The organism is Amycolatopsis sp. lyj-112 (assembly GCF_046549055.1).
Taxonomy (GTDB): domain Bacteria; phylum Actinomycetota; class Actinomycetes; order Mycobacteriales; family Pseudonocardiaceae; genus Amycolatopsis.
Map to the genome: position 1 here is coordinate 33746 of NZ_JAJPWS010000014.1, position 16258 is coordinate 50003.

Annotated in this window: 11 protein-coding genes and 1 pseudogene; 7 read left to right on the top strand and 5 right to left on the bottom strand. The window is 68.9% G+C overall.

Annotated elements, in window-relative coordinates; all coding sequences use genetic code 11:
- Genes ACLJRL_RS33465 through ACLJRL_RS33475 form a run of 3 tightly spaced genes read left to right on the top strand, consistent with a single transcriptional unit; the run spans position 1 to position 6253 of the window.
- Complete coding sequence (locus ACLJRL_RS33465) at positions 1 to 1935, top strand: dipeptide/oligopeptide/nickel ABC transporter permease/ATP-binding protein (RefSeq protein ID WP_410660355.1); 1935 nt, start codon at positions 1 to 3, stop codon at positions 1933 to 1935.
- The gene (locus ACLJRL_RS33470) at positions 1932 to 2930 is read left to right on the top strand and encodes an ABC transporter ATP-binding protein (protein WP_410660356.1); all 999 of its coding nucleotides are present in this window, start codon (positions 1932 to 1934) and stop codon (positions 2928 to 2930) included. The genes ACLJRL_RS33465 and ACLJRL_RS33470 overlap by 4 nt, the downstream gene beginning before the upstream one ends.
- Entirely contained in the window at positions 2927 to 6253 is a 3327-nt protein-coding gene (locus ACLJRL_RS33475; protein WP_410660357.1) for a serine hydrolase, read from the top strand. Before ACLJRL_RS33470 ends, ACLJRL_RS33475 begins: the two co-directional genes overlap by 4 nt.
- Positions 6254 to 6320: 67 nt before the next feature.
- Here ACLJRL_RS33475 and ACLJRL_RS33480 read toward each other — a convergent pair whose 3' ends face one another.
- Positions 6321 to 6515: a hypothetical protein gene (locus ACLJRL_RS33480; protein ID WP_410660358.1), complete on the bottom strand. Its 195-nt coding sequence runs from the start codon at positions 6513 to 6515 to the stop codon at positions 6321 to 6323.
- A gap of 348 nt (positions 6516 to 6863) precedes the next feature.
- Between ACLJRL_RS33480 and ACLJRL_RS33485 the strand changes: the two are divergent.
- Positions 6864 to 6974, top strand: a pseudogene (locus ACLJRL_RS33485) (IS30 family transposase); the annotation flags it as partial.
- A gap of 288 nt (positions 6975 to 7262) precedes the next feature.
- On the top strand, positions 7263 to 8300 hold the full coding sequence (locus ACLJRL_RS33490; RefSeq protein ID WP_410660480.1) for a DUF222 domain-containing protein: 1038 nt from the start codon (positions 7263 to 7265) through the stop codon (positions 8298 to 8300).
- Positions 8301 to 8696: 396 nt separating this feature from the next.
- Here the strand turns inward: ACLJRL_RS33490 and ACLJRL_RS33495 are convergent, their stop codons facing one another.
- A complete protein-coding gene (locus ACLJRL_RS33495; RefSeq protein ID WP_410660359.1) occupies positions 8697 to 9344 on the bottom strand; it encodes a response regulator transcription factor in 648 nt (215 codons plus the stop codon).
- Positions 9332 to 10531 (bottom strand): sensor histidine kinase, encoded by a 1200-nt coding sequence (locus tag ACLJRL_RS33500; RefSeq protein ID WP_410660360.1) that lies wholly within the window; start codon positions 10529 to 10531, stop codon positions 9332 to 9334. Before ACLJRL_RS33500 ends, ACLJRL_RS33495 begins: the two co-directional genes overlap by 13 nt.
- 143 nt (positions 10532 to 10674) lie before the next feature.
- Here ACLJRL_RS33500 and ACLJRL_RS33505 point away from each other — a divergent pair, with 143 nt between their 5' ends.
- Together ACLJRL_RS33505 and ACLJRL_RS33510 are read left to right on the top strand one after the other, a co-directional pair.
- Complete coding sequence (locus ACLJRL_RS33505; RefSeq protein ID WP_410660361.1) at positions 10675 to 11415, top strand: ABC transporter ATP-binding protein; 741 nt, start codon at positions 10675 to 10677, stop codon at positions 11413 to 11415.
- A gap of 4 nt (positions 11416 to 11419) precedes the next feature.
- A complete protein-coding gene (locus ACLJRL_RS33510; protein WP_410660362.1) occupies positions 11420 to 13987 on the top strand; it encodes an FtsX-like permease family protein in 2568 nt (855 codons plus the stop codon).
- Positions 13988 to 14007: 20 nt separating this feature from the next.
- On the opposite strand, the gene ACLJRL_RS33515 is transcribed toward ACLJRL_RS33510, so the two are convergent.
- The gene (locus ACLJRL_RS33515) at positions 14008 to 15357 is read right to left on the bottom strand and encodes a DUF2252 domain-containing protein (RefSeq protein WP_410660363.1); all 1350 of its coding nucleotides are present in this window, start codon (positions 15355 to 15357) and stop codon (positions 14008 to 14010) included.
- Positions 15358 to 15407: 50 nt separating this feature from the next.
- Positions 15408 to 16178: a DUF1206 domain-containing protein gene (locus tag ACLJRL_RS33520; RefSeq protein WP_410660364.1), complete on the bottom strand. Its 771-nt coding sequence runs from the start codon at positions 16176 to 16178 to the stop codon at positions 15408 to 15410.
- Positions 16179 to 16258 lie beyond the last annotated feature (80 nt).

Sequence of the window (16258 nt, forward strand, 5' to 3'; positions counted from 1 at the left end):
ATGGTGAAAAGGCGCGGAGCGACGTGGCTCGCGGCCCTGCGCACTCCGGTCGGCGCGTTCGCGGCGACCCTGCTGGTAGTGGTGATCGCCCTCGCGGTACTGGCGCCGATCCTGTGGCACGACAAGGCTTACGAGATCGACACCGACGCCATCGGCCAAGGGGCGTCGGCGGCGCACTGGCTGGGCACCGACGACCTCGGTCGCGACATCCTCTACCGCGTGCTGGTGGCGACCCGGCTTTCGGTTCTGCTGGCGGTGGTCGCGACGGTGATCGGGGTGGTGACCGGGCTCCTCCTCGGCACCCTGCCTTCCTTGTTGCCGCGGCCGGCCGCGCGGCTGGTGACGGCGGCGGTGAACATCGCGGTCGCCTTCCCCGGGCTGCTGCTGGTGCTGTTCTTCTCGGTGATCTTCGGCGTCGGAGCGCAGGGCGCCGTGTTGGCGGTCGGTTTCGCGCTGGCACCGGCGTTCGCCCGGCTGGCGCAGACACTCGCCGCGTCCGTCGCGGGCCACGACTTCGTCTCGGCCGCCCGGGTCTCCGGCGTCGGCCGGCTCCGGTTGCTGTTCCGGCACATCCTGCCCAACATCGGCGAGCCGCTGGTGGTGAACGCGACCATCGGCGCGGGTGCCTCGCTGCTCGCGTTCTCCGGGCTGTCGTTCCTCGGGATCGGTGTCCAGGCACCGGATTACGACTGGGGACGGTTGCTCGGCGAGGGCCTCGACGGGATCTACATCAACCCGGCGGCCGCGCTGGCGCCGGGTGTCGCCGTCGTCCTGGCCGGGCTGGCGTTCAACCTGGTGGGGGAGACCGTCGCCGGAGTCGTCGGCGTGCGTACTCCCTCGGCCCGGCTGAAGGCGCGTCCGGTCGCCGCCACTCGCGAGGACGTCGTCGAGGACCGTGACGACGATGCCGTGCTGCTGGTGGAAAACCTCCAGGTCGCGTTCCCCCGTCCGGCGGGGTGGACCGTCCCGGTGCGAGGGGTGAGCTTCACGGTCCGCGCGGGCGAGGCCATCGGCGTCGTCGGCGAATCCGGTTCGGGCAAGAGCCTGACCGGGCTGGCGGTGTCGCGGTTGGTCGAAGCACCCGGCGTGGTCACCGCGGACCGCCTGGAGTTCGCCGGGAAACCCTTGCTGACGACGCCGGAACGGGAGTTGCGAAGCCTGCTCGGTACGTCGCTGGCGATGGTGTTCCAGGATCCGATGACCTCGTTCAACCCGACGCGGCGGATCGGGCGGCAACTCGCGGAGGTGTCCGAGCAGCACCAGGGAATGTCCCGGAGCAAGGCACTCGCGCGGGCCGTCGACCGGCTGCGCGCGGTGCGGATCCCCGCCGCCGAGCGGCGCGCCCGGCAGTACCCGCACGAGTTCTCCGGCGGGATGCGCCAGCGCGCGATGATCGGCATGGGCCTGATGGGCCAGCCAAGGCTGATCATCGCCGACGAACCGACCACCGCGCTGGACGTCACGGTACAGCGGCAGCTGCTGCGCCTGCTGGCGCGGACCCGGGCCGAACGGAACACGGCGATCGTCCTGATCAGCCACGACATCGCGGTCGTTTCCCAGACCTGCGAACGGATGCTGGTCATGTACGCCGGTCGGGTCGTGGAAGATCTGCCGTCCGCCGGCCCCTCGGTGACCCCGCGGCATCCGTACACGCGGGCGTTGCTGGCCGCGACGCTCGACCTGGACACCGATCGCGACGCGCCGCTCGCGGTGATCCCCGGCCGCCCGCCGGAACCGGATCGCATGCCCGCCGGCTGCGCGTTCGCCGACCGGTGCCCGGCGGTGACCGACCGCTGCCGGGCCGAAGACCCGGTACTGGAGCGAGTGGCGGACGCGCACCGCGTCGCCTGCTGGCATCCGCACGACGTACCGCCTTCCGGACCGGCGAGGGCCGAATCCGTCAAAGAGAGCGTGACCGCCGGAGGTGCGGAGTGAGTGATCTCGTCTTCGACGGGGTGAGCGTGCGGTACGGCGGGAGACGCGGTCTCACGGCCGTTGACCACGTCAGCCTGACCGTCCCTTCCGGACAGGTCGTCGGACTGGTCGGCGAGTCCGGGTCGGGGAAATCGACGCTCGCCCGCGCCGCCGTCGGGCTGTCCCCGGTCAGCGCGGGCCGGGTCCTGCTCGGCGGTGTCGATGTGCGCCGGCTGCCCCGGCGACGGCCACTGCAGATGGTCTTCCAGGATCCGTATTCCTCTTTGGACCCCCGGATGAGCATCGGCGAGTCGATCACCGAAGCGTTCCCGCGCGGTGACTTCGCCGGCCGGGCGGCGCGCCGGGACGAGGTCGCCAGGTTGCTGGAACTGGTCAACCTCGATCCGGATCGCGCCGCGCAGTTGCCCGGACAGCTTTCCGGCGGCCAGCGCCAGCGGGTGGCACTGGCCCGGGCGCTGGCCGGGCGGCCCGACGTGCTGATCGCGGACGAGATCACCTCCGCGCTCGACGTCTCGGTGCAGGGCGCGGTGCTCAACCTCGTCCGGTCGGTGCAACGGCGGCTCGGGCTGTCGATGCTGTTCATCTCGCACAACCTCGCCGTGATCCGCTATCTCAGCGACATCGTCGCGGTGATGTACCTCGGCCGGATCGTCGAAGTGGGCCCGGCGGAGCAGGTGCTCAGCGATCCGCAGCATCCCTACACCCGCGATCTGCTCGCCGCCGCGCCCTCCGCGCACGCTTCCCTGTTCGACACCGGCGCGGACGAAGCCGGCGCGATCGCCGACACCGAACCCGCCGATCCGCACCATCCGCCCGAGGGCTGCCGCTACCACACCCGCTGCCCGATCGGCCCGCTCGTGCGCGCCGATCGCGAACTCTGCCTCCAGGTGGATCCCGCCGAGGACGCGGCACCCCGACGTCACTCGGCGGCCTGCCACTTCAGTGAAAACGAGAGCCACCAGCCCGCGATCTCCCGAGGAGCCAGCGCATCATGACCCGACGCCTAGGCATCGATGACCTGTACGACATCGCCGTTCCCAGCCAGCCGACGCTGTCGCCCGACGGCGGCCGGATCGTCTACGTCCTGCGCACCACCGACCGCGACGAGGACAAGAACCTGGACGCGCTCTGGGAAGTCGGCACCACCACCGGTGAACCCCGGCAGCTCACCCGCGGAACCACCGATCAGGCCCCGAAGTGGGCGCCGGACGGCACCAGGATCGCCTTCCTGCGCGCCAAGGACGCTCCGCCGCAGCTGTGGTTCCTGCCGGTGGCGGGCGGGGAAGCCGAGCAGGTCACCGAACTCCCGCTCGGCGCCGGCCCGGCCGTGTGGAGCCCGGACGGGACCAGGATCGCTTTCTCGGCGGCGATCGATCTGGCCGCGGGTGACCACGCTCCGCCGTCGAACGCGCCGGTCGTCGCGGACAAGCTGGACTTCAAGGCCGATGGTGCCGGACTGCTGAAGACGATCCGCAAGCACCTGCACATTCTGGACGTCGCCACCCGGGAAGTCCGCCAGGTCACCTTCGGCGACTGGCACGCGAGCGACCCGGCGTGGTCTCCGGACGGTTCGCAGCTGGCGTTCGCCGCCGCGCGAGACGCCGACGCCGACCTGACTTTCCGTTCTGGCGCCTATGTTCTCGACGTGTCGGTGAAGACCGCCGAGCCGCGTCTCATCGGTTCCGGTGAAGGCATGGTGGGCACCGTCGGCTGGACCGCCGACGGTGGCGCGCTGCTGGTGGTCGGCCGGGCCGACACCGAGGTCGGCCACGGCGGATTGCTGCGAGTGCCGCTCGACGGCGGGAACGCTGTCGAGCTGACGGAATCGTTGGACCGCAACGTGATGACCGGTGGCCCCGGCTACCCGGGCGCGCTCCCGCAGCTGACCGAAGACGGCGGCGCCGTACTGTTCGGCGTCCGCGACCGCGGCTGTACGCATCTGTACGAAGTGGACGTCGCGGGGGGAAGCCCTCGGCCGGTCCTGGCAGGTGCGGATCGCGTGGTGTCCGGAATGGACATCGCGGGCGGCAAGGCTGTGGTCGTCCTGGCCACGAACACCTCGTACGGCGAGATCGCGGTCGTCGATCGGGCGAGCGGCGCCGTCGACGTGCGCACCGCGCATGGCGATTCCCTCGGCGAGGTGGAGCTCTTCACCCACGAGGAGCGGGAATTCACCATCGGCGACGGCACCGTCGTGCACGGCTGGCTGCTGCGCGATGCCGCCCGAAGCGGTCCATTGCCGCTGTTGCTGGACATCCACGGTGGCCCGCACAACGCCTGGAACGGTGCGGCCGATCCCGTGCACGTCTACCACCAGGCCCTGGCGGCACGCGGCTGGGCGGTGCTGCTGCTCAACCCGCGCGGCAGCGACGGCTACGGCGAGGAGTTCTTCAACGCCGCCGTCGGCGCGTGGGGGCTGGCCGATTCCCACGACTTCCTCGAACCGCTGGACCAGCTGGTGTCGGAAGGCATCGCCGACGCGGACCGGCTCGCCGTGGCCGGGTACAGCTACGGCGGGTTCATGACCTGCTATCTGACCAGCCGCGACGACCGCTTCGCCGCCGCTGTCTCCGGCGGTGTCGTCAGCGACCTGACCAGCATGGTGGGTACCTCGGACGCCGGGCACTACCTGGGCGTCGGTGAGCTCGGCGGACTCTCGTGGGACGCGGAGTACGCGACGCTTTCGCCGTTCGCTCAGGTCGAAAAGGTGCGGACGCCGACGCTGATCATCCAGGGCGCCGAAGACGAACGCTGCCCGGTCGGCCAGGCCGAGCAGTGGTTCGCTGCCCTTCGCGGGCGCGGTGTCCCGTCCCGGCTGGTGCTGTACCCCGGTGGCTCGCACCTGTTCATCCTCGACGGCCCGCCCTCGCACCGCGTCGACTTCAACCGGCGCGTCGTCGACTGGGTCGAGCAGTACGCGGGCGCGCCGGGCGGGCCGGCGCGGGTGCCGATCGAGGCGGCGCACTGGCAGCGGCGGCTGTCCGAACTGGCGCGCAAGCACCGCGTTCCCGGTGCCGCACTGGGTATCGTGCGGATCGGCGATGGCGCGGAGGTGCATGCGACGCATGGCGTGCTGAGCACGGCGACCGGGGTCGAGGTCACCGAGGACTCGGTGTTCCAGATCGGCTCGATCTCCAAGGTCTGGACCTCGACCGTGGTGATGCAACTGGTCGACGACGGTCTCCTCGACCTGGACGCGCCGGTCGCCGACGTGCTGCCCGAACTGCGGCTCGCGGATCCCGACGTCGCCAAGCAGGTGACCATGCGGCATCTGCTGACCCACACCAGCGGGATCGACGGCGACGTCTTCACCGACACCGGCCGCGGCGACGACTGCCTCGAGCGCTACGTCGAAATCCTCGACGAGGCCGCGCAGAACCACCCGCTGGGCGTGACTTTCTCCTACTGCAACTCGGGTTTCGTGCTGATGGGCCGGGTGATCGAGAAGCTCACCGGGCAGACCTGGGACGCCGCGATGCGGGAGAAGCTGTTCACCCCGCTCGGCCTGGAGCACACCGTCACGCTGCCCGAGGAGGCCCTGTTGTTCCGAGCGGCTGTCGGGCACGTCGCCTCGGGTGACGGGGACCCGGCGCCCGCGCCGGTGTGGGGGCTGCCCCGGAACATGGGGCCCGCCGGGCTGATCACCGCCACGACCGCGGACGTCCTCGGTTTCGCGCGACTGCACCTGACCGGTGGCCTGGCCCCGAACGGCGACCGGCTCCTGACGACCGCGTCCGCCACCGCGATGGCCGAGAAGCAGACCGATATTCCCGACAAGCACTCGCTCGGTGATTCGTGGGGCCTCGGCTGGATCCGCGACACCTGGGGTGGCCGCCGGGTCATCGGCCACGACGGCAACACGATCGGGCAGGCGGCGTTCCTGCGGCTGCTGCCCGATCAGGGTCTCGCCGTCACCCTGCTCACCAACGGCGGCAACGGCCGGGACCTGTACGTGGAGCTGTACCGGGAGATCTTCGCCGAACTCGCCGACGTGGCGATGCCGAAGCCTCTCGAACCGCCCGCGACCCCGGTCACCGTCGACGGGTCCCGGCACGTCGGTGTGTACGAACGGGCCGGTGCGACGATGGAGGTTCTGGCGGAAGGAGACGGGCTGCGGTTGCGGCAGACCGTCACGGGTCCGCTCGCCGCTCTCATGCCGGAGGCGACGCAGGAGTTCGAGCTGGTGCCGGTGACCGATTCGCTTTTCGTGGCCCGGGAGCCGGGAACCCAGACTTGGATGGCGATCACTTTCTACACGCTGCCGACGGGTGAGGCTTATATGCACTATGGGGTGCGGGCGACGCCGAAGATTTCTTGAGTGTTCTTTGTTTTGTGCTCTTCGTGCCCGGGAGCGGCCTGGTGGCCGGCCGCCCCCGGGCATGTTTCTACGCTTTGCGCCGGGCGAGGTGACGGACGATCAGGAGCACGATGCAGACCACGGAGATGCCGCCCGCGATCATCCGGAAGGTCCAGTCCAACCCGGCGAACTGACCGATCGAGTTGGTCGCCGCGCTGATGAGGAGGACTAGCCAGAGGGAGACGGTGACTGTGGTGCCGCTGGACTTTTCGGTGCTGGTCATGGGGTTTACGTTAGGGAGAGGTGGGCGGTGGGGGTAGGGGAGTGGCCCCCGGGTGTGGGGTGGTGCCTGGGCTACCTGGGGTGGGTTCGGATGCTTGAGACTGTCGTTCGGTCAGTGTGGACGAACGCGGTCCGGCGTTCTTGACCCGGTTCGTGAAGGTCCGGGACGCCTGCCGAACCGCGCGCCGCTCGGCCTTCAACGGCCAGTACTGTCACGTCCCGTTGTTGTTCAAGGCGGCCGATCCATGTGGCATTCACACGGAACGACAGATTCTGCGCTTAGTCTCCAACGCGATCAGCTCACGCTCACACGGCCGAGAACGTGGCCCCACGACTGGCCGACAAGATGTTTTGCGATCCGCGCTCACCTTGGCAACGTGGCAGCAATGAGAACACCGATGGATTACTGCGCCAATACCTCCCCACAGGAACCGAAGTCTCCGGATATTCACAGGATGAACCGGCTGCGGCAGACCTTGGGGTGGTTTAAGCTGATCGAAGCGTTCAGCAAAGTGTTGCTAGACTCGAGGCGGCGCACTCGCCAGTTGAAGCCGCCAAGGAAATTAGCTGACAGTCGAACGCTAGTTCGAGTATAATCATTGTCATGAACCTTAAGCTCGTTTATCAAACTCAGGCCGCGCGTTTCCTTGAGGCCTCGTTTGCCGAGGAGTTGGTGCTTCGGCGGGCGCAGGGTCGTCAGGTGCGTGCGTTAGCGCAGTTCGCTGGAATCGGTGGGTCGCGAAGATCGGTGACCGAGGAGGTCGCTTTGCGCTTCTCGGTCTCTCGTAATCAAGCGTTCCTGCTGCTCGAAATCTCCTGTGCTCTCGTGTCACGGTTGCCGAAGACGTTGGCAGCGTTGGACTGTGGCGACATCGACCTGTTCAAAGCATCCAAAGTCACCCAGCTGACACGCGAAGTCTCCGACGAGGTCGCCGGGCTGGTTGATGAGCACATGTCGTCTCGGCTGGCCGACCGTGACCCGGGTGCGATTCGCAGTTCGGTCGATTGGGCGGTCAAGAAATACGACCCCGACGGCTATCGCGACCGAGCCAAGAAGAAACGCGCATTGCGGCATGTGTCCCTGCAGCATGAGGGCGAGACCATGTCCACCCTCTCCGGGTATCTCCCCTCCGAAGTCGCCAGCTCCGTTTATGCCTCACTCGACCGCGGGGCACACACTCGGCGGGACAACGACAAGTCCAAGACGCTGGATCAGCACCGTGCTGATCTGTTCGCTGAGCGCTTGTTGGCCGAAGACGGGCACGGTAAGCCGAAGGCGCACATCCACGTGTATGTGGATTTCCTGACCCTGACCGGGGCCCGTAACGATCCGGCGTTCCTCGCCGGATATGGCCACATCCCCGACTGGCTGGTTCGGGAGATCGCCTCGGATCCCGGCTCGACCTGGTCGCGGTTGATCACCGATCCCGCCACCGGGCAACTCCTCGAAGCGGGCGCTGACAAATACCGATCACCAGCCTCCCTCGCACGGTTGATCAAAGCCCGGGATCGGGAATGCACCCAGCCTGGATGTCACCGTCCGGCCGAGTTCTCCGAGATCGATCACATCGTTACGTGGGCGCAGAACGGCAAGACGAACCATCACAACTGTCACGGCTACTGCAAGATCCACAACCTGCTCCGCAACGAACCAGGTTGGTTGGCAGAGCCCACTGGGAACGGCGGCATGACGATCACGACTCCCAGCGGCCACACCTACGACGCGACACCCGAACCACTCCACGACCCGAGACCCGAACCCGACGAAGAGCCTCCGCCCTTCTGAGCAGGCGATCGTGCACTACGACCCTGGGTGGAGGTCACCAGGGCAGCTGATCATGCCTTGGGGGCGGCATGGTGCCCCAGTCCGTAACGAGGAGGATCCGCCGGTCAGCACTGAGCCGCAGTCGGTCGTCTCCGACGTCGAGCGCACCAGGGCCCAGCGTTCCTCCCTCTACGCCGACGGAGGGGCGCAGCGCTCGGATCCACCCGAAGGCCCTCAAGGGCGTCCTGGCGATCCTCAAGCCAGGTCCACGTTCGCGCCGCATTCGGCACAGCTCGGCAGTCCTTCACCGGCGCCGGGCCGGGCATCGATCGAGGCGGTCGACGTCCATCGTCAATTCTGTCCTCTTCGGACTGAGACGGAGGCAGAGGCAGAGGCAGAGACGGAAACAGGCCGCCCTCAGCCCTTCCCGCTCAAATAGGCCAGAACAGCCAGCACCCGTCGATGCCCGCTGTCCTCCGGCAGTCCCAGCTTCGCGAAGATGTTCCGGATGTGCTTGTGCACGGCCCCGTCGCTCACGACCAGTAGCTCGGCGATGGTCGTGTTGTTGTACCCCTCGGCCATCAGCCCGAGCACCTCCCGCTCCCGCGCGGTCAGCCCCTCCAGCGGATCGGTCGCCCGCCGGTGCGCCATGAGCTGCGTGATGACCTCGGGGTCCATGGCCGTCCCGCCTTTGACGACCCGGTCCAGCGCGTCGATGAACTTCTCGACCTTGCCGACCCGCTCCTTGAGCAGATAACCGACCGCGCCCTTGCCGTCGGCGAGGAGTTCGGCCGCGTATCCCGTCTCCACATGGGCGGACAGCACCAGGACGGGAAGCCCGGGGTGCATTTTCCGTGCCTGCACGGCGGCCCGGAGGCCTTCGTCGGTGTGGGTGGGAGGAAGCCGCACGTCCGTGATCACCGCGTCGGGCCGCTCCGCGGTGACGATGGTGATGAACTCGTCCACGTTGTCGACGGCCGCGGCCACCTCGATGCCCACGGTGTTCAACAGCATGACCAGGCCTTCGCGCAGCAGCGCGTCGTCCTCGACGATCACGACCCGCATGGCAACTCCACTTTCAGTACGGTCGGCCCGCCGGCCGGGCTGGTGAGGGTGACGGTCCCGTCGAAGGCTTCGGCGCGTTTGCGGATCCCGGCGAGCCCGCTGCCGTGGGATTCGTCGGCGCCACCGCGACCGTCGTCGCGGATTTCGATGAGCAGAGTGTCGGCGGTGCCGTCGAGGCTGATCCAGGCGCGGTCCGCGCCTGAGTGCTTGGTCACGTTGGCGAGCATCTCGGCGACGACGAAGTAGGCGGCCGCTTCCACGGCGGCGGGCCTGCGGCTGCTGCTGCCGACGTCCACAGTGCACGGAACGGGGCAACGATCGGCGAGGGCGGTCACCGCGCCGTCCAGGCCGCGGTCGGTCAGCAGCGGCGGATAGATACTGCGCACCACGGTCCGGAGTTCGGCCAGCGCACCGGTCGCGGTGTCCTGGGCCTTGCCCAGCAACTCCCGCGCCCGCCGCGGGTCCTTGTCGAACAACGAATCGGCGATCCCCAGTTGCAGTACGACGGCGGCGATCCTGGCCTGCGTCCCGTCGTGCAGATCACGTTCGAGACGCCGGAGTTCGGCACCGTGCGCCTCCAGCGCGGCGGCACGCGACGCGGCCAGTTCGACGACCCGGTCGGTGAGCGCGACACCGGGTGCGGGCGCGAGCAGCTTCCGTGCGGCGGCCGCCTGCCAGCGGGCCACCCGGGGGAGCAGGAAGGTGATCGCGACCATGGCGACGCCGGTGATCGCGCTGAGCGCGGCCAGCGGCCAGGACGTCACGATGAAGCCGAGCGAGCTTTCCACCCCGCCGGGAATCGACCACCAGATCACCGACGAGACGATCTGCCGAAGCCCGCCGAGCGGCAGCGCGATGGCGAACGTTCCGATCACGAAACCGGTGGCACCGTGGAACGCGAGCCAGCCGAGATCCCGCCGCGAGGCCGGGTCGGTCACCGGATTCCCGGAGCGGTACGGCTCGGGGATCGGTTCGCCCAGCAGCCGTGCGGCGCGGCGGCGTTCGAAGTTGACCGGGCGCCGGATCAGCTGGAGCGCGATCGGCAACGCCGGGATCCCGACGCCGAACGGACACATCAGCAGCACGAACAGCATGCCGACGAGAACGAACCAGGCAACCATGGAACTGGCCGCTCCGATGGCGAGATACCGGATCGCGGACCAACAGGAACGCAGCCGGGTGATCACGGGTAAGAGTGTCCCATCCGGACTCGAGCGGCCTCATGGTGGTGCCTGCCCTACCAAGAGTCTTCCCTCACGCGGGATCGATCCGAGCCCCCGGCGACCGTAGTTTCGGTGGAGACAGATCACCGCCGCTTAAGGGGAAATTGATGAGTACAGCGGGCGCTTGCGCCTTGGAGCTGGAATCCGTGAGCAAGGTCTACGGTTCCGGTGACGGTGCGGTCACGGCTTTGAACGGGGTGACCGTCGGGGTGCGCAGGGGCACGTTCACCGCCGTGATGGGACCGTCGGGATCGGGCAAGAGCACCTTCCTGCACTGTGCGGCCGGGCTGGACAGACCGAGTTCAGGGCGGGTTCTGCTGGGGGACACGGAACTGAGCAAACTGCGGGAGAAAGCGCTCACCGAGCTGCGAAGGACCCGGATCGGGTTCATCTTCCAGGCCTACAACCTGTTGCCGTCACTGAACGTTCTGCAGAACATCACGTTGCCGATGCGGCTGGCCGGGCAGAAGCCCGATCCGGATTGGCTGCGCGAGATCGTTGAAGGAGTCGGGATCGCGAAGCGGCTCGAGCACCGGCCGTCGGAGCTTTCCGGTGGCCAGCAGCAGCGGGTCGCGATCGCCCGCGCGCTGATCACCCGCCCGGAGGTGGTGCTCGCCGACGAGCCGACCGGTGCGCTGGACACCCGCACCGCACGCCAGGTGCTCGACCTGCTCCGCTCCGTCGTGGACGACATGGGACAGACCGTGTTGATGGTCACGCACGACCCGGTGGCGGCGTCGGCCGCGCACGGGGTGCTGTTCCTGGCCGACGGCAAGCTGGCCGGTCACCTCCAGCGGCCCACGCCGGATCTGGTCGCCGAGCGCATGACCCACCTCGGGGAGTGGTGACGTCATGTGGGATTTGGCATGGCAGACGACGAAGACCCGTTTGAGCGGTTTCGTCGGCGCGTTCATCGCGGTCCTCTGCGGCACGGCGCTGGTCGCCGGCTGCGGGGTCCTGATGGAATCCGGGCTGCGGGCGGGTGTCCCGACCCAGCGGTACGCCGACGCGGCGGTCGTGGTCGGCGGACAGCAGACGGTCGACCCGCCCGGGGTGGGCGCCCTCGAAACCCAGCAGGTCGCCGAGCAGGCCTCGGTTCCGGTGACGCTGGCCGGGACGATCACCGCGGTCCCCGGCGTCCGCGGCGCGGTGGCGGAGCAGAGCTTCCCCGCCAACGTCGTGGCCGCCGACGGTCAGGCACTGACCGGGCCGGAGGGTGGCCAGTCTCTGGGCCACAACTGGGACGCCGCCGCGCTGGCGCCGTTTTCGCTGCGCGACGGCCAGGCACCCGCCGGCGGTGACGAGGTCGTCCTCGACGCCGCTCTGGCGGCCCGGAGCGGGGTGACCGTCGGGCAGCGGGTGAAGATCGCGACCCGGTCGACCCCGGCGGAATTCCGGGTTTCCGGGATCGCCGCCCCGAAATCGGGTGACGGCCTTTCGAGGCAGTCCGCGATGTTCTTCTCGCAGGAGAAGGCCGCCGAACTGGCCGGGAAGCCGGGCCGGGCGCACGCGATCGGTGTGCTGGCCGACCCGGGGGTCTCACCGGGTGACCTGGCCGACCGGATCCGCGACGCCGTCGGCGGCGACGTGACGGTGACGACCGGGGTGGAACGCAGCACGGTCGAGTTCCTCGACGTCAGCCAGACCCGGATGCTGCTGATGGCGCTCGCGGGCTCGTTCGGCGGCTTCGCGATCCTGATCGCGGTGTTCGTGGTGGCCAGCACGCTGGCGCTGGTCATCAACCAGCGTCGCCGGGAGTTCGCGTTGCTGCGGGCGATCGCGGCGACGCCCCAGCAGATCCGCAAGCTCATCGGCGCCGAGACCATGCTGGTCGCGGGGGGCGCCGGGCTGCTGGGAGCCGGGCTGGGGGTGGCGGTGGGGTACGGGCTGAGGAACGCCTTCAGCGCCATCGGAGTGATCCCGCCGGACTTCGAACTGGCGATCAGCCCGATCCCGCTCGTCGCCGCCTTGCTGCTCGGCCTCGGCGCGGCCCGGCTGGCCGCGTGGTCGGCTTCTCGGCGCCCGTCGTCGATCCGCCCGGTGGAGGCGCTCGGCGAGGCCGCGGTGGAGCGGCGTGAACTCGGGCGCATCCGCGTCACCATCGGCTGCGCGCTGGTGGCGGTCGGCCTGGCCGGCACGCTGGTCCCGGTCTTCCTGAGCGGTGAGCCGGGGCTCGCGGCCTCGTCGTCGTCGGCGCTGATCATCGTGATCGGACTGGCCGTGGTCAGCCCGAAGGTGGTCGCGTTCATGACACGGCTGATCGCCCCGGTGCTCAACCGGACCTCCCGGATCAGCGGCTACCTGGCCGCCGCGAACAGCCAGGCCAACTCGCGACGGCTGGCCGCCGCGGTGACCCCGGTGATGCTGGCGGTCTCGTTCGCCCTGACGATGTTCTACAGCCAGACCACCGCCGCCGCCGCACGGCAGGAAGAGACCGTGGCGTCGACGTCGGCCGACCACGTGATCGGGAGCAGCACCGGCGGTCTCTCGCCGGAGGTGGCCGAGGCCGCGCGGCGGATTCCCGGTGTGGCCGCCGCGACCCCGGTCGTGCGCACCGAGGTGCTCAACACGGTGCAGGAGCAGGAAAGCCTGCGCGTCGAGCGGTACCCGGCGCAAGGTCTGGCCGGTGACCAGGTACGCGGAAACCTCGACCTGGGCGTCGTTTCGGGCAGGATCGCCGACCTGACCGGCGACACCGTGGCGATGAGCGAGTCCGAAGCCGACTGGTACGAAAAGAAGATCGGCGACGAGGTCGAGTTCTTCTTCGGTGACGGGTCACCGGCCAAGCTGCGGCTGGTCGCCACCTACACCCGCGATCAGGCGTTCGGCCGCTACGTGCTGCCCGCCGAACTGGCTCGGGCGCACACCGGCGACCGGCTGGACGACTCGGTGCTGGTGCGGGAGCAACCCGACGCCGATTCCACGGTCGTGACCGCCGCTTTGCGTGACCTCGCGGTCCGCTATCCGGGCCTGGCCGTGGCTCCGGGATCCTCCGTGGCCGCCCCCGGCGGAGGCCAGCAGCAGGCCCAGTTCTACGTGAACCTGGTCGCGGTCGGGGTGATCCTCGGCTACGTCGTGATCTCGGTGGCCAACACGCTGGTGATGAGCACGGCACAGCGATCCCGCGAGTTCGCCCTGCTGCGCCTGATCGGTACCACGAAGCGTCAGGTGGTGCGGATGATGCGGTTCGAAGCACTGGTGACGGTCGGGGTCGCGGCCCTGCTGGGGACGATCGTGGCGGGGGTTCCCCTCGCCGTGCTGAACCTCGCCCTGCGCGGCAACCCGGTGCCGCCGGGACCGGTCGCCGTCTTCGGCGGGATCATCGCCGGGGCGATCCTGCTCGGCCTGGTTTCGCTCGGTCTCGCGACCCGGGTGGCGCTGCGGTCGAAGCCGATCGAGGCGATCGGCCTCCGGGAATAGGTGCGCTCCCCGTCGTCCGGTCAGCTCTTCGCGGCGGGCCGGACGGCGGGGATCTTCCCGCCCCGGAAGGCATCGACGAACAACCGGTGGTCCTCTCGGGACTGCTCGGCGTAGGCCATCCCGAACTCGGTGAGCGTGCGGACGAACTCGTCCTCGCGCTCACCGATCACCGCGGCGATGGCCGCTTCGCTCTGGAAGTCGACCAGGGTCTGCTCGGAATCCGAGTCGGAGACGCAGTGCATCTTCGCGGTGGCCCGGCCGAGGTAGTCGAGTACCGGCCGCATTTCGGCGGGCTCGGTCAGATCCGACCAGTCCAGATCGTCCACATAGGGCGACAGCTCCGAGACGACGAAGCCGACCCCGTCGATTTCCGTGTGACCGAGCCAAGGATCCGCGTGCGCCTGCAGAGCGCGTTGTGAGACGGCGGTGCGGTGGCCCTCGTTGCTGAAGTAGTCGCGGATGCGCTGGTCGGACACGAGCCGGCTCGGCGCGGCGATATTGCCCTGTTTCATCGAGAGGACGACGTCGTTCTCGAGCGCCTGAGTCCGGCCTTCGACGAGGATGTTGTACGCGGGCAGCCCGGCCGAGCCGATTCCGAAGCCGGTCCGGCCGACGATGTCCTTGACCCGGTAGGTGATACTGCCGAACCGCTTGCCCTTCGGGATGGTGTCCAAATAGGACTCGAAGGCGCTGATCGCGGTCGCGCGTTCGGCGTCCTCCAGGATCCGCGTCCCCGGGCTGTGCCGGAACCGGCGGTCGTAGTCCTCCACCGTGGTCACTTCGTCCAGCAGGTCGATCCGGGTCTTCAGCCGGGCGCGCAGCAGGATGTCGTGCAGGACGCCCTCGGTGCTGTCCAGCTGGAGCCGGACGAGTTCGTCGCCGGGACGCTCGGCGTACTCGCGCACCTGCTTCACATACGCCCGCAGATAGGTTTCGATCAGCGTCGCGATGTCGTCGTCCGAGATCGCCTTGCTCCAGGCCAGCAACGCGACGCTGGCCGCGAGGCGCTTGAGATCCCAGGTGAAGCTTCCGAGGTAGGCCTCGTCGAAGTCGTTGACGTCGAACACCAGTGTCCCGGACGAGTCCATATAGCTGCCGAAGTTCTCGGCATGGAGATCGCCCTGGATCCACACGCGACCGGTCTCGTCGTTCGCCCACGGGTCGTCCTCGTGCGCCATGTCGGCGTAGAACAGGCATGCCGAGCCGCGGTAGAAGGCGAACGGCGCCGCGGCCATCTTGCGGAACTTGCGGCGGAACGCGTCGGCGTCCGCCCGCATGAGGTCGTCGAAGGCCTCCACCAAGACGTCGACGATCCGCGTCTGCCGCTCGTCCGCACCCTGCTCGCGAATCCGCCCGATCACACCTGTCATCACGACCTCCAGACGAGTTCACCGTGCCACAGGTCGTCGCGCCGGGCAGATCAGATCTTGCGGAAGCGCGCGTCCAGGATCGCGAAGGCCCCGAAGGCGGCGATCCCGGCCGCGAGCGTGAGGAGCATCGGGCTGCCGTAGGGCTGGGCGAGCAGCGTCTTCAGCGCGATGTCGAGGCCACTCGCCTTGGCGGGGTCGAAGGTGACCGCGGCGATCACCGTCAGCACGCCGATGGTGCCGTACGCGGCGGAGAGCGCGATCCAGCCGACCTGGCCGAGCTGGATCGTGATGGTCTTGGTCGTGGCGGTGGCGCGGCCGAAGTCGAGTTCCCGCACGAAGGTCTTCCGGAGCCCGCGCGAGGCGAGGAACACCGCCACCCCGACGACGACGATCCCGATGACGGTCACCAGCACCTGGCCGTAGGACTCGGCGAGGATGTCCGCGACCAAGGAGGACTGTCCCTCATCCGCGCCCGAGACGGCGACCTTCGCCGCGCTGTAGGCGATCAGGCCGTACAGGACGACCTCGATCCCGCTGACGATCCGGCGCAGCACCCGTCGTCGCTCGTCGACGTGCCGGTGCCCGGTGATCGCCTCACTCAGCTGCCACAGGGCCAGCACTCCGAGGCCGGCGACGATCACCCAGAGCAGCCACGCGCCCCCTTCCGCGACCACCACCTGCAGCGCGCCGGCCTTGTCCGCCTTGCCGACGTCGCCGAGGGCGAGCTGTGCCGCGAGCCAAGCGACGAGCAGGTGCACGACGGCGTAACACACGAGCCCGCCCCGGGCGATCAGTTGGAACACCTTGCCGCTGTCGCTCATCGGGCGATCCTCGCCGAGTGAGCGGCCGTTCACCAGGGCCGGTGGGAGCAATGTGTCCGATCTGTCAGCTTTCGAGGTCG